14 protein-coding genes are annotated in these 13,704 nt (G+C 71.2%); 8 read left to right on the top strand and 6 right to left on the bottom strand.

Features of this window, described 5'->3' with window-relative positions:
• Positions 1–38: 38 nt before the first annotated feature.
• Positions 39–902 (top strand): EamA family transporter, encoded by an 864-nt coding sequence (locus ACT3UL_RS05820; RefSeq protein WP_444577195.1) that lies wholly within the window; start codon positions 39–41, stop codon positions 900–902.
• A 119-nt stretch (positions 903–1,021) separates the two neighbouring features.
• Here ACT3UL_RS05820 and ACT3UL_RS05815 read toward each other — a convergent pair whose 3' ends face one another.
• From ACT3UL_RS05815 to ACT3UL_RS05805, 3 genes are all read right to left on the bottom strand, one after another.
• Positions 1,022–1,351 (bottom strand): 2TM domain-containing protein, encoded by a 330-nt coding sequence (locus tag ACT3UL_RS05815; RefSeq protein WP_444577194.1) that lies wholly within the window; start codon positions 1,349–1,351, stop codon positions 1,022–1,024.
• A gap of 181 nt (positions 1,352–1,532) precedes the next feature.
• A complete protein-coding gene (locus ACT3UL_RS05810; protein WP_444577193.1) occupies positions 1,533–2,375 on the bottom strand; it encodes a methyltransferase domain-containing protein in 843 nt (280 codons plus the stop codon).
• Between the two features lie 43 nt (positions 2,376–2,418).
• A complete protein-coding gene (locus ACT3UL_RS05805) occupies positions 2,419–3,477 on the bottom strand; it encodes an FUSC family protein (RefSeq protein WP_444577192.1) in 1,059 nt (352 codons plus the stop codon).
• A 331-nt stretch (positions 3,478–3,808) separates the two neighbouring features.
• Here ACT3UL_RS05805 and ACT3UL_RS05800 point away from each other — a divergent pair, with 331 nt between their 5' ends.
• The 6 genes from ACT3UL_RS05800 (at position 3,809) to ACT3UL_RS05775 (ending at position 9,029) form a co-directional block, all read left to right on the top strand.
• Positions 3,809–5,338, top strand: a complete 1,530-nt coding sequence (locus tag ACT3UL_RS05800; protein WP_444577191.1) for a purine-cytosine permease family protein — start codon at positions 3,809–3,811, stop codon at positions 5,336–5,338.
• Positions 5,339–5,416: 78 nt separating this feature from the next.
• Complete coding sequence (locus ACT3UL_RS05795; RefSeq protein WP_443351177.1) at positions 5,417–6,316, top strand: DMT family transporter; 900 nt, start codon at positions 5,417–5,419, stop codon at positions 6,314–6,316.
• A gap of 305 nt (positions 6,317–6,621) precedes the next feature.
• Positions 6,622–7,308 (top strand): cysteine hydrolase family protein, encoded by a 687-nt coding sequence (locus tag ACT3UL_RS05790; RefSeq protein WP_444577190.1) that lies wholly within the window; start codon positions 6,622–6,624, stop codon positions 7,306–7,308.
• On the top strand, positions 7,308–7,583 hold the full coding sequence (locus ACT3UL_RS05785) for a hypothetical protein (protein ID WP_444577189.1): 276 nt from the start codon (positions 7,308–7,310) through the stop codon (positions 7,581–7,583). Before ACT3UL_RS05790 ends, ACT3UL_RS05785 begins: the two co-directional genes overlap by 1 nt.
• 42 nt (positions 7,584–7,625) lie before the next feature.
• The gene (locus ACT3UL_RS05780) at positions 7,626–8,180 is read left to right on the top strand and encodes a DUF488 domain-containing protein (RefSeq protein WP_444577188.1); all 555 of its coding nucleotides are present in this window, start codon (positions 7,626–7,628) and stop codon (positions 8,178–8,180) included.
• A gap of 54 nt (positions 8,181–8,234) precedes the next feature.
• Positions 8,235–9,029, top strand: a complete 795-nt coding sequence (locus ACT3UL_RS05775) for an SDR family oxidoreductase (RefSeq protein WP_443335603.1) — start codon at positions 8,235–8,237, stop codon at positions 9,027–9,029.
• Positions 9,030–9,230: 201 nt separating this feature from the next.
• Here ACT3UL_RS05775 and ACT3UL_RS05770 read toward each other — a convergent pair whose 3' ends face one another.
• From ACT3UL_RS05770 to ACT3UL_RS05760, 3 genes are all read right to left on the bottom strand, one after another.
• On the bottom strand, positions 9,231–9,461 hold the full coding sequence (locus ACT3UL_RS05770; RefSeq protein ID WP_444577187.1) for a hypothetical protein: 231 nt from the start codon (positions 9,459–9,461) through the stop codon (positions 9,231–9,233).
• A 22-nt stretch (positions 9,462–9,483) separates the two neighbouring features.
• On the bottom strand, positions 9,484–10,488 hold the full coding sequence (locus ACT3UL_RS05765; protein ID WP_444577186.1) for a TerC family protein: 1,005 nt from the start codon (positions 10,486–10,488) through the stop codon (positions 9,484–9,486).
• A gap of 147 nt (positions 10,489–10,635) precedes the next feature.
• Positions 10,636–11,715, bottom strand: coding sequence for a lysostaphin resistance A-like protein (locus ACT3UL_RS05760; RefSeq protein ID WP_443345403.1), 1,080 nt, complete (start codon positions 11,713–11,715; stop codon positions 10,636–10,638).
• A 169-nt stretch (positions 11,716–11,884) separates the two neighbouring features.
• Here ACT3UL_RS05760 and ACT3UL_RS05755 point away from each other — a divergent pair, with 169 nt between their 5' ends.
• Positions 11,885–13,483, top strand: a complete 1,599-nt coding sequence (locus tag ACT3UL_RS05755) for a phospholipase D family protein (protein ID WP_444577185.1) — start codon at positions 11,885–11,887, stop codon at positions 13,481–13,483.
• Positions 13,484–13,704: the final 221 nt, after the last annotated feature.

Here is a 13,704-nt window from a genome sequence, read left to right as displayed (position 1 = left end):
TCCAGCATTGCACCCCACCGCGCCCGCTCCGGGGCCCGATGAGCACCCTCGCCCTGGCCATGGTGCTCGTGGCGGCGCTCTGCCACGCGGTGTGGAACCTCGCGGCGAAGCGGGTCCAGGCCGACGGCTACGCCTTCGTCTGGCTCTACGACCTGGCGTCCGTCGTGCTGTGGGCCCCGCTCGCGATCATCACCCTGCCGCTCTCCGGGGCGGGGCTCTCCCCCGCCCTGCTGCTCGCGACCCTCGCCTCCGGGGTGCTCCACATCGCCTACCAGCTCACGCTCCAGACGGGCTACGCCCGGGCCGATCTGGGCGTCGTCTACCCGGTCGCGCGCGGGGTGGGGCCGGTGCTGAGCATGGGGGTCGCGATCCTCGTGCTCGGCGAGCGGCCCGGCTGGGTCGCCGCCCTGGGAGCGCTCGTGGTGGTGGGCGGCATCGTGGTGGTCGCCACCGGGCGCTCGGCCGCCGGTCGGCACGGGATGCGCGCCGGGGTCGCCTGGGGCGCCGCCACCGGCCTCGCCATCGCGGCGTACACGCTGTGGGACAGCTACTCGGTGACGACGCTGGGCCTGCCCCCGATGGCCTACTTCGTGACCAGCTGCCTCTGGCAGGCGGTGCTCATGACGCCCCAGCTGCTGCGCAGGCACCGGGCGGGCGTACGGCCTGTCCTGGAGCGGCATTGGCGGGACATCGCTGTGGTCGCGGTGCTCTCGCCTCTGGCCTATGTGCTGGTGCTGAGCGCCATGCAGACCGCCCCGGTCTCCCTCGTCGCCCCCGCCCGGGAATCGAGCATCGTGGTGGGCTCCCTGCTCGCCTGGTGGCTCTTCAAGGAGCCAGACCTGCTGCGACGCATGCTCGGCGCGGGGATCGTGCTGACCGGCATCGTGCTCATCGCGGTGTGAGGGCGGCGCCTCGGAATGCAGCGCCCCTGAACGCAGGGTCTCTGAACGCGGCACCCCTGAGCGTTGCCCCCGAGCGCTCCCGCGAACGCCGTCCCGAGCACTGTCGCCCAGCGCCGCCCTCAGCGACGGCCGCGCAGGCGGTCCATCTCCCTGGCCACCTTGTCCTCGCTCTCGCCCGGAGCGAACAGCGACCAGCCCTGCCAGAACAGGCCCAGCCCCCAGAACACCAGCACGAACAGCGGCCACGGGAAGCCGAATCCGTTGCTCGCCCATGACCAGAGCAGGAAGCCGTTGATCAGCACATACACGACCAGCTGGACCGCGAAGTTGCGGCGGGCGTGGAGATTCCCCACCGCCTGGCGGCGCAGCTCGTCCTCGTCCTCGAAGGAGTTCGCCATCGGGGCTGCGTTCTCCTGCGGGACCTCTGTGTTCTCGAATGACGACTGCATCTCGGATCCTCCGGTCAGTGCGGTCCCGCCGGCGGCGGTTCCTGCTCGCTGTCGACACTAGGTGCGCCGTGACCAGCGCACCCGTGACGCCTGTCATCGATCCGGCGGACGCTCGTCACCCCCGCAGCAGCGAGCCCGCTGCAGGACGGGATCGTTGCAGTATGGGGCCGACGCCTACGCCTCAGGCACGGGCGATGATCTCGCCGTAAAGCAGGGAGAACCAGCCGTCGGCGTCCTCGGCCCAGCGGTGGAAGTCCTGCGCATACGTCTCCCTGGCTTCGGCATCCGCCCAGCCCTCGCGCTCGAGCTGCTGCGCGAGCGGGCCCGTCGTGAGGCGGCCGGCGCAGGTCGCGGCCCAGCCGGCTCGGGCCTCGGGGGTCGCGTACAGCCAGGTGGATGCTCCCGCGGTGACGTCCTCGAATCCTGCCTCGTGCGCCCAGGCCAGCAGGCGTCGGCCGGCGTCGGGCGTGCCGCCGTTCGCGCGGGCGGCCCGCAGGTACAGCTCGAGCCAGTGCTCGATGCCCGGCACCTCGGGGAACCAGCGGAAGCCCTCGTAGTCGCTGTCACGCACGGCGACGATCCCGCCCGGGCAGGTGACGCGCCGGAACTCGGCGAGCGCGGCCACGGGCCGGGGCAGATGCTGCAGCACCTGGTGGGCGTGGACGACGTCGAAGGAGTCGTCGGCCAGATCCAGCGCCTGGGCGTCACCGACCAGCACCTGCGCGCCCTCGACGCCCTGACGCGCCAGCTCGGCGCGAGTGAGTGCGGCGGCCTCCTCGTTCACCTCGAGGGCGACCAGGTTCTGCGGGCCGACGATCCGCGCGAGGTCCACGGTGATCGTGCCGGCGCCGCTGCCCACATCGAGCAGCCGCTGCCCGGGCTCCAGGTGCGGCAGGAGGTGCGCGGCCGAGTTCTCCACGGTGCGGGTGCGGTGGTTGCCCAGCACCGCGGCGCCGTAGCCGTGGGTGTAGGCGGGCGATGCCGGGGAAGCGGGAGCAGTCGGAGGTGCGGGGAGGTCTGCCATGACCGCACGCTAGGCGACGCCCCCGCGGCCCGACCATCGCGGGTCAGCTGGCGGACGGCCCCATGGGCGCCTCCGGGGATGCGGCCGTCGCGCGCCGCGCCGCCCGGCGGTCCCACAGCGCGGCGACGATCACCACCGCGATGCCCACCACCGCGCCGATCGCGGTCTCCAGCACGCGGGCCTGGAGCGTCGGCCCGACCGGCTGGGGATGGGCGAGCTGCACCATGAGCAGGGCGAGCGGGGTGATGAACAGCAGCGCGAAGGCGTAATTGCGCATCACGTACATCTCGGCGAGGAACTGCAGCACCACGATCCACACCACCAGCTGCCAGGGCTCGGCGGGGAAGGAGAGCAGGAACGCCGTGGTGACGACGCCCAGGGAGGTGCCGAGGATGCGGTGCAGCCCGCGCTCGACCTGCAGGGTGCGGCCCGGGGCGGTCAGGGGTGCGATCGCGGCGATCTGCGCCCAATACGGGAAGGGCAGCCCGGAGGCGAGGCCCAGCACGCCCGCGATGGCGGCGGCGATCGCGAAACGGCTGAACTCGGCGCCCAGCTGGGCACAGGTCCACGACTCCGCACTGGGCCGGACGTCGGCCCCCGGATGGCGCTCCCCGGCCCAGTGGCCGAGCAGGCCCAGCACCACGCACAGGCTCGCGCTCGCCCCGGCCACCAGGAAGGCGACCCAGATCGGTGCGGCCGGCGGGGCGGCCCCCACCGCGGCCACCGCGAACAGCGGGAAGATCGCCCCACCCGGCTTCAGCCCGCGGGCGAGGACCACGGTCGCGGCGGCGCCGGCGACGAGGGCACCCACCAGGAGCAGCGTCCAGGACTCCACCGCCGGGCTCAGGGACTCCCCGAGATGGGACAGCGTCGCGCCGAGCGTCACGCAGAGGGTGAGCATCGCGCCGGCGAACGCTTGGCGCCGGAACCGCAGCCGGGTGGGCTCGTACCTCGAGTAGATGCCGGTGAACGCCCCGAAGCCCACGAACATCGCCCACGCCACGTGATCCGTCAGCAGCAGCACGACCACCGGGATCGCCAGGCCGAGGGAGATGCGGAACGCCGGGATGTGGTCCACGCGGCTGGGCCCGAGGCTCACCATGCGGGTGACCGTGGACCGGATTCGAGAGGGTGCCGACGGCACGAGGCTCCTTCCGGGACGACAGCGCGGCCGGGCCGCGGGCCGACCCTGCTGTGGTGACGGTGGGAGACGGACGGGCGGGCGGCGGGATCGCGGGGCGTCAGCGATGCGGGCCACCAGGGCATCCGGAGGGGGATGTGCACGAGACGCAACCCCACTCTCTTCGTGCCACTCTATTCCTGTCGGCGCGGCCGGTCACCCCCTGATCTGCTCACACCCGTGGGAGACTGCAGGTCATCCTGCTCCACCTCCGTCGGCCGGCATGCGTCGGCCCTCCTTCTTCGGAGTCGACATGACATCCCCCGACAGCGCTGCCTCCACAGGCGGCACGGCCTCCCCCGCATCCCCCGCCCCCGTCGGCGGCGCCGGCGTCATCGAGACCACCGGCATCGAGATCATCGCCGAGTCCGAGCGGACGGCGAAGCCCCGGGACCTCGTGTGGCCCTGGTTCGCCGCGAACGTCTCCGTGTTCGGCATGAGCTACGGCTCCTACCTGCTGGGCTTCTCCATCAGCTTCGTGCAGGCCACGATCGTCGCGGTGATCGGCATCATCGTCAGCTTCGCGCTGTGCGGGCTGATCGCGATCGCCGGCAAGCGCGGCAGCGCGCCCACGATGGTGCTCTCCCGCGCAGCGTTCGGCGTGCACGGCCAGAAGGTGCCCGGCATCGTCTCGTGGCTGACCTCGATCGGCTGGGAGACCTCGCTCGCGATCTCCGCCGTGCTCGCCACCGCGACCGTGTTCGACGTGCTGGGGCTGGCCTCCGGACAGGCCGTCACCGTGATCGCCGCGATCCTCATCGCCGCGCTGATCGTCACCGCGAGCGTGCTGGGCTATCACACGATCATGAAGCTGCAGTCGATCCTGACCTGGGCGACCGGCGCCATGACCATCCTGTTCATGATCCTCACGATCCCCCACATCGACCTCGCCGCCGTGCTCTCCACCCCGTCGGGCTCCCCGCAGGCGATGATCGGCGCGCTCGTGATGGTGATGACCGGCTTCGGGCTGGGCTGGATCAACATCGCCGCGGACTGGTCGCGGTACCAGAAGCGCACGGCGTCCGACGGGTCGATCGTGCTGTGGAACACCGTGGGCGGCGCGGCCGCCCCCGTGGTGCTCGTGATCTTCGGGCTGCTGCTCGCAGGGTCCGACAAGGGCCTCAGCGGCGCGATCGAGAACGACCCGATCGGCGCGCTCGTGACGATCCTGCCGCTGTGGGCGCTGATCCCCTTCTGGATCGTCGCCGTGCTGACCTTGGTCTCCGGCGCCGTGCTGGGCATCTACTCCTCGGGCCTGACTCTGATCAGCCTGGGGATCCGCATCCCCCGCCCTGCCGCCGCCGCGGTGGATGGCGTGATCCTCACCGCCGGCACCATCTGGGTCGCGTTCTTCGCGACCAGCTTCATCGGCCCGTTCCAGAGCTTCCTGATCACCCTCGGCGTGCCCATCGCCGCCTGGGCGGGCATCCTCATCGCCGACATCCTCAGCCGCCGCGCGGACTACGACGAGAAGGCCCTGTTCGACCCGGCCGGCCGCTACGGCGCCGTGGACTGGACCTCCGTGATCACGATGGTGGTCGCGTCCGTGCTCGGCTGGGGCCTGGTCGTGAACTCCTTCGCCGAGGCCGCGCCGTGGAACAACTGGCAGGGCTACCTGCTCGAGCCGCTGGGCCTGGGCACCTTCGTGGAGACGCCCGACGGCTCCTTCTGGGACGGCAACTGGGCGTACTCCAACATCGGTGTGCTCCTGGCGCTGGTGCTCGGCTTCGGGGTGACGTGGTTCGCGCGGCGCGGGAAGATCCGCCGCCAGGAGCAGCGCTGACCTGACTGTCAGGAGGGCTTCGTCCTCTCCGCGTGGGCACCTCTGTCGCGCCAGCCGTCGAGGGTCCAGGATGGACCGATGCGTCCTGCCCCTGCCCACCCGGCCCTGCCCTGGCTCGCCGCGCTCGGGGTGATGCTGATGTGGGCCTCGTCCTTCTTGGTCATCCGGGTCGCAGGGAACCACTTCTCCCCCGGCGCGATGGCGCTGCTGCGGATGGGCGCCGCGGCAGTCGCTCTGCTGCCCCTGCTGCTCCTGGGCCGGGTGCATCGGCCCCGCAGCGGGCGGCTGTGGGCGGCGGTGATCGGCTGGGGCGTGGCCTGGTTCGCGGCGTACATCGTGGTGCTCAACGCCGCTGAGCTGTTCCTGGACCCGGCCACCGCGGCGATGCTGGTCAACCTCGCCCCGCTCCTCGTCGCGGTCGCCTCCGGACTGCTGCTCGGGGAGGGAATCTCCGTGCGGCTGCTCGCCGGGGTGCTCGTCGCCTTCAGCGGGATCGTGCTGATCACGGTGGGCGCCTCCACCGGGGGCCTCTCCGGTCTCGGGGTGGTGCTGGGGCTGGCCGCCGCGCTGCTCTACGCGGGCAGCGTGCTCGCGCAGAAGCTGCTGCTCGCCCACGTCGACTCCACCTCGATGACGGTGATCGGGGTGCTGAGCGGCGCCCTCGCCTGCCTGCCCTTCACCCCGACCCTCATGACGGAGGTCGAGGCGGCGCCGGCCGGTGCGGTGCTCGGCGTCGTCTACCTCGGCATGTTCCCCACCGCGCTCGCCTTCCTGCTGTGGGGCTACGCCCTCACCCATACCGGGGCCGGGCTCCTCAGCTCCTCCTCGCTGCTGGTCCCCGCTCTCACCCTGGTGCTCGCCGGACTGCTGCTGGGAGAGGTGCCGCCTCCGCTCGCGGCAGTGGGCGGGGTGCTGTGCCTCGCCGGGGCCTCCTTCGCGGTGGCGCCGGCGGTGCTCGCCGCCCTGCGTCGGCAGTAGTTCGGCGACTGCCCTTTCGCACCGCGCACCGCGCACCGTGCACCGAGCCCCGTCGGCGGTGATCTGTCGGCTCGACCCTGCATCGTGTGTCGGTGAGGCGGCGCTCAACGACACACAGCGCGGGTTCGACCGCACCGGCCGCGCTGACAGAACTGTCCGGGAGGCAGGAGCTGGGAGGCGGGGGCTGGGAGGCGGGGGCCGGGAGCCGGGAACCGGGAACCGGGAACCGGGAACCGGGAAGCATCGTGAACGGAGGGTGATGTGGACGGCGGACGCCACGTCCCCTGCTCTCGTAGAGTCCCCCTATGGACAGCGCTCCCCTCCGCTCCGACCCCACCCTCCCTTCCGCTCCCGAGCCCGAGCCGTGGCTCCTGATCATCGACCCGCAGCGGATCTTCGCCGATCCCGCCTCGGAGTGGTGCTCGCCGTTCTTCCCCGCCGCGATGGAGAACATCGCACGCCTGGCGGAGTCCGTCGGCCCCGAACGCACCCTGATCACCCGCTGGCTGCCCACCGCGGACCGTGCCACCGCCTGGGGCGAGTACTTCCGCGACTGGCCCTTCGCAGACGTCCCGGCGGAGGATTCCCGGTACGAGCTGGTCGACGCCGCCCAGGGGCTGAGCGCTCATCCCACGATCGACGAGCCGACATTCGGGAAGTGGGGTCGGCAGCTGGCTGAGCGCGTGGGATGGGCCGCGAACCCGGCCACGCACCTGCTGGTCACGGGCGTGACCACGGACTGCTGCGTGATCTCGACGGTGCTCCCCGCGGCCGACGCCGGGGTGCGGCTCAGCGTGGTCACCGACGCCGTCGCGCACTCGGCGGCGGAGAACGGCGCCGCCGCCCTGCACACGATGAGCCTGTTCCCGCCGCAGGTCGACCTGCGCAGCACCGACGAGATCCTGGCGAACGGAACGATCCAGCGCGATCCCGGACGCTCGAACGCTCAGGCTCGGACGGAGTCTGACGACGACCCACGAGAGGACCGCTGATGGCAGCCAGGGAACAGGTCACCGCGAGCGCGGCGGGGAAGTACGTGCTCTGCGGGCACTGCGGCGGCGGGTGGTACTGGTGGCGGAAAGTCGTGCTCAGCTCCGCGACGGCCTCGTTCTTCGACGTCGAGGTGTTCAGCCCCGAGGCGATCGTGCTGTCCTGCTCGGCCTGCGGGAAGATCCAGCTCTTCGAGAACGGGACCCTGGAGCTCCGCACCCAGCAGCAGCAACAGCAACAGCAACAGCAACAGCAACAACAGCAACAACAGGGCTGACAGCCTTCTGCACGTCGACAGGCCAGGTGCCATCCTGGAGGTATGGCCCCTTCACTGCTCACCGTCGGTCACGGCACGCTCTCGCGCCAGGAGCTCGCCGACCTGCTCCGCGACGCCGGGATCGAGCAGCTCGTGGACGTGCGCCGCTTCCCCGGCTCCCGGGCGAACGACGCCGCCGCCCGCGGAGCCGTCGAGGAGATCTGTGGTGAGGCCGGCATCTCCTACCGCTGGGACGAGCGCCTGGGAGGACGGCGCCGGCTCACCAAGGACGAGGACGCGCAGTCCCCGGACACCTGGTGGCGGGTGAAGCAGTTCCGCGCCTACGCCGGATGGACCCGCAGCGAGGACTTCCGCGCCGGGATCACCGACCTGCTGGCAGACGTGGCCCGCACCCGGACCGCGGTGATGTGCTCCGAGGCCGTCTGGTGGCGCTGCCACCGCCGCCTCATCGCCGACGTGATGCTCCTGGAGCACGAGATCGACGTCGCAGACCTCATGCACACAGGGAAGGAGCGCCCCCACGAACCGAGCGAGGGGGCACGGCTCGACGAGGACGGCCACGTGGTCTGGGACCTGCCCGACAGCGAGAAGTCCTGAGCGCACCCGGAAATCCGGTGGCCGTCACGGCGCTCAGCCCTTAGCGTCGGCCCCATGCACTCTTCCCCCTCGCACACCGCCTCAGCACTGCCCCGCACCGCCCTGATCACGGGCGTGGGTCGTCGGCGCGGGATCGGCGCCGCGATCGCCCGCGGGCTCGCGGCCGACGGCTACGACCTGGCCCTGAACTACCACGATCCCTACGATCGCCGGGTGCTCGGGGAGGAGGCCGACGTGGACCTGCTCGCGCAGGAGCTGCGGGCCGACGGTCACCGCGTCGAGCTGATCCCCGGCGACCTCGAGGACCCCGAGGTCCCGCCGCAGCTCGTGGCCACGGCCCGCGAGGCCCTCGGCCCGCTCGGCGTGCTCGTGACCTGCCACTGCGAGTCGGTGGACTCCTCGATCCTGGATACCACCGTGGAGAGCTTCGACCGCCACTACGCGGTCAACGTGCGCGCCACCTGGCTGCTGCTGAAGGCCTTCGCGGAGCAGGTCGAGCCCGGCCGGGACACACCCGGCGGGGCGATGATCGCGCTGACCAGCGACCACACGGTGCACAACCTGCCCTACGGGGCCACGAAGGGGGCGCTGGACCGGCTGGTGCTGGCCGGCACCCATGAGCTCGCCGACCGCGACGTGCGCACCAACGTCATCAACCCCGGCCCGATCGACACCGGCTGGATGGACGACGCGATCCGTACCTCCGGCGCCGCCGCGACCCCTGCAGGACATCTCGGCGAGCCGGGGACCGTGTCCGACCTGGTGCGCTTCCTCGTCTCCGAGCAGGGGGCGTGGATGCGCGGCCAGCTGCTCTACTCCAACGGGGGCTTCGCCACGCCTGCCCTGTGAGGGCGCCGGGCGTCGAACCTCAATCGCCGGGCGTCAGTCGTCGAGCGCCAAACGCCGAGCCTCAATCGCCGGGCACCCGTCGTCGAGCATCCGTCGTCGAGCATCCGTCGTCGAGCGTCAGTCGCCGAGCATCCGTCGTCGAGCATCCGTCGTCGAGCGTCAGTCGCCGAGCATCCGTCGTCGAGCATCCGTCGTCGAGCGTCAGTAGCCGTCCAGGTCGGTCGGCGGTGCGACGGGATCCGTCGGCCCCGCACCGGGACTCGTCGGCCCCGCACCGGGATCCGTCGGCCGCACGGCCCCGCAGCGCCAGCAGGGCACGCTCGGATCGCGCGCACCGTCGCCCTCGGGCATGGCGCCGCACTCCGGACACAGCAGACCGATCCAGCACACCGCCTCCCCGGCGGCATCCTCCTGATCGGACGACTCGTCCATCGCGGGCTCCTCCCGTCGGGCCTCAGTGCTCCGCGGGGGTGCTGTCTCCGCCGTCGGACTTCTCGGCGGTCCTGGGCGGGAACAGCAGGGAGGCGGCGACCGCGGCGCCCATGGCGACCACGATGACGGTCAGCGAGAGCCAGATCGGCACCTCGGGGATCTTCTCCAGCGCGGAGAAGCCGGGGATGAAGTCCAGCGGGGCCTCGTGGATCGCGTGGATCATCAGCTTGACGCCGATGAAGCCGAGGATCGCGGCGATGCCGTAGTGCAGGTAGGCCAGGCGCTCCAGGAGACCACCGAGCAGGAAGTACAGCTGGCGCAGACCCATCAGGGCGAACAGGTTGGCCGTGAACACCAGGAACGGGCTCTGGGTGACGGCGAAGATCGCCGGGATCGAGTCCAGCGCGAACATGACGTCGGTGAGGCCGATGGTGATGAACACCAGCAGCATCGGAGTGAACAGCTTCTTGCCGTTCACGATGGTGCGCAGGTTGTTGCCGTCGTAGCTGTCCGAGACGGGGAACAGCTTCCGGACCCCGCGCATGATGAACGAGTCGCCGCTGTCGTCGTCCTCCTCCTGGGTCTGCTTCCAGGCGGTCCACAGCAGGAAGAGGCCGAAGATGTAGAAGATCCACGCGAAGTTGTTGATGAGCACCGAGCCGGCCACGATGAACAGCGCCCGGGCGATCAGCGCGATGATGATGCCCACCATCAGCACTTCCTGCTGGTACTTCTTCGGGACCGCGAACTTCCCCATGATCACGATGAACACGAAAAGGTTGTCGACGCTCAGCGAGTACTCCAGCAGCCAGCCGGTGACGAACTCGGAGGCCGGGGCGATGCCGCCCACGAAGAACAGCACCACGGCGAAGATGAGCGCGAGGCTGACGTAGAACCCGATCCACGCCGCGCACTCCTTCATGGAGGGCAGATGGGGGCGCTTGACGACCAGCAGGAGGTCGACGAGCAGGATGGCCACGAGGACGACCAGTGCCGCGATCTCGAAGCCGAGGTGGAGCTCTCCCATGTGCATTCCTTCGGGTGGTGCGGGCGTTCTTCCCGAGGGGACGGGAGCGGGCTGCTCGAGCAACCACCGGGCCAGAGTACTAGGGCGCTCGCCCGAGATCCTCAGGAGTGAGGACCCTCTCTCCACGCTCTCAGCTCATCCTCGTTCTCAGCCGCGGGCGTCCGATCCCCGCTGCGGGCGATCCATGTGACGGTCCTCGTTCCTCACGGCGGGTTCCTCGACATGGCCGCCGAGGTTCCGTTCGGTCCGACGCTTCTGGGCGCGCACCGACGGCAGGAGATGGCCGCGCCGGGCGGCGAGCACGAGCATCACGATCCCCGCGGCGAATCCCAGGAGCACCGTGACGAGGGACCCTTCGATTCCCATCGATCCACCGGTCAGCCAGTCCGGTCCGTGCGCCTCGGCGAGGAGCAGTCCGCTCTGGTCACCCGTGCCGGACACGGCGGAGGAGAACACGCCTCCCTGCACGGTGTTCCACGCGATGTGGACACCGATCACCAGCCACAGCCGCCGGGTCAGGAGGTAGGCGGCGCCCAGCAGCACTCCCGCCTCGATCACTAGGCCGAGCGCGGTCCAGACCGACGCCCCGGGGTTCATCAGGTGGATCAACCCGAACAGGAGCGAGGTGATCGCGAGAGCCGCCCAGCTTCCCAGCCAGGAATCGAACACGCGCAGCAGCACTCCGCGGAACAGGATCTCCTCGATGAATCCGGCGCCGATGCCGATCGCCAGCGGCACCAGCAGCTGCGGCGAGGGCGAGATCCCGGTGACGCGGTAGCCGCCCAGCAGCGCGATCAGTCCGACGGCGAGGGTCATCAGGCCGGTGCCGAGCACCAGACCGACGGCCAGTTCGACGAGCTTTCCCCGCCCGCGCAGCCCGAGGCCGGGGCTGCCGCCGAGAGGACCGACGATCAGCAGGTAGCCGCCGACCGCGATCGCGGCTCCCACGCACGCGCCGAGCAGCATCGCCCACGGGGCCGTCCCGTTCGAGTAGTCCCCACCTGCCGCGATGGTGCCGAGCGCGCCGAGCAGGCCCATCACCACCTCAGCGACGATGAACAGGACGATGCCGAGGGGCACCTGGAGTCCGCGGCGGCGGTCGCTGCGGTCGACGGTGGCTGCGCGGTCGATGCGCTCGAGGGGGAGGGCGCCTTCGGCACGGGTGGCGGGGGCTGTGGGGGCTGTGGGGGCTGTGGAGCTGGTGCGATGCACCTCAGGGGTGTTCATGGGCACGATCATCACCCTCGCCGGGCACGCTGTCACGGGGGCCGGCCGGATCGGCCCGCCTGCCCGACGGCGGCGGTAGTGCCAGCCCGACCTCGTCGGGCTCTTCGCAGGTGCCGAGCTCCCCGGGGCGTTGACCTCGGGTGCGGGAGCGGGGTGTTTCATGGACCCCATGAGCACCGACGACTGGTTCCTCAGCACCGAGGAGCGCGGCAACCCGTTCACCCGTCTCGCCCACCGGCGCGGCGGGCGCTCCTACTCGGAGGGCAACCGGGCCGAGCTGCACGTGCACGGGGCCGCCTACTTCCCCCGTCTGCGGGAGCTGGTCGAGGCGCAGGGCCCCGGTGACCTGCTGCTGTTCACCGACTGGCGCGGCGATCCCGACGAGAGGATCGGCGAGGACGGGCTGAGCATCGTCGAGCTGATGAGCGCGGCCGCCCACCGCGGCGTCATCGTCAAGGCGCTGTTCTGGCGCTCGCACCTCGACTCCCTCCAGTACTCGGAGGCGGAGAACCGGAGCCTGGCCGACACCGTCCGCGCCGCCGGCGGCGAGGTGATCCTCGATCAACGAGTGCTGCCGCTGGGTTCGCATCACCAGAAGCTCGTAGTGCTGCGCCACCCGAGCCGTCCCGAGCGCGACGCCGCGTTCTGCGGCGGCATCGACCTGTGCCACACCCGCCGGGACGATTCCCGCCACCTCGGGGACCCGCAGCCGGTGTCCATGGGCGCCGTGTGGGGGCCGACCCCCGCCTGGCACGACATGATGGTCGAGGTCACCGGGCCCGCCGTCGGCGATATCGAGGCGAGCTTCCGCGAGCGCTGGGAGGATCCCACGCCGCCGACGCTGGATCCGCTCTCGCGCCTGAGCTCCTTCCTGCATCACGACGACGACCATCCCGATCCCCTGCCTCCGCAGGCCGAGGACCCCGAGCCGTGCGGAGAGGTCGACGTGCAGGTGCTGCGCACCTACCCGCGCAAGTGCCCCCGCTTCCCCTTCGCACCCGACGGCGAGCGCAGCATCGCCCGCGCCTACGGCAAGGCGATCCCGCGCGCCGAGCATCTGATCTACCTCGAGGACCAGTTCGTCTGGTCGCCCGAGGTGATGGCCGGCTTCGCCGAGGCCCTGCGGGCGCATCCCGAGCTGCACATCATCGTGGTGCTCTCGACGTACACGCCGGCGGACACGACGATCGCGAACGCCGGGGCGATGGGCTCCCGCAACGCGGCGCTGGACGTGCTGCACCGGGCCGGCGGAGACCGCGTGCACGTGTACGGGCTCGAGAACCCTCAGGGCGTCCCCGTGTACGTGCACTCCAAGCTGTGCCTGGTCGACGACGTGTGGATGCTCGTCGGCTCCGACAACATGAACCTGCGCTCGTGGACCTTCGACTCGGAGCTCTCGTGCGCGCTCGTCGACCAGCGGACCGACCCCCGGGAGCCGACGGTGCTGCGCGCGGACGGGGACGGTGCCCGCGTGCTGCCCCGGCAGGTGCGGCTCGACCTGGCCCGCGAGCATCTCGACCGGACCGACGCCCAGGACGACGACCTCGTCGATCCCCTCGGGATGGTCACCGCGTTCGCGGAATCCGCCGCGCGCCTGGACGCCTGGCACGACGGCGGGACGCGGGGCCCCCGCCCCGCGGGACGGCTGCGCAGCTACACCCCGCAGCGGATCCCCTTCCACCAGCGCGCCGTCGGCCGTCTGACCCACCGTGTGGCCGAGGATCCCGATGCCCGACCGCGGGCCATGCGGGGCACCGCCCGCTTCTGAGCGGTCGCATCTGAGCGGTCGCTTCTGAGGATCGCCTCTGAAGATCACTGCTGACCTCCGTTGCTGACCCGCGGCCGACCTCGTAGGCCTCACGGATGACCGAACCCGACGCGCCCTCGTCCCAATGGCCACCCGGACCCGATACCCCGGTCTGACGCCGATCACGTCGCAGCCGCCTACGCTCGACATCCTTCGGAGCCATATCCGGTCCCGCGTGCACG

It is taken from the genome of Brachybacterium sp. 107 (assembly GCF_052379725.1).
In the GTDB taxonomy this organism is placed as follows: domain Bacteria; phylum Actinomycetota; class Actinomycetes; order Actinomycetales; family Dermabacteraceae; genus Brachybacterium.
The sequence above is the reverse complement of the archived record's forward strand: the minus strand, read 5'-3'. Positions and strand labels throughout refer to the sequence as shown.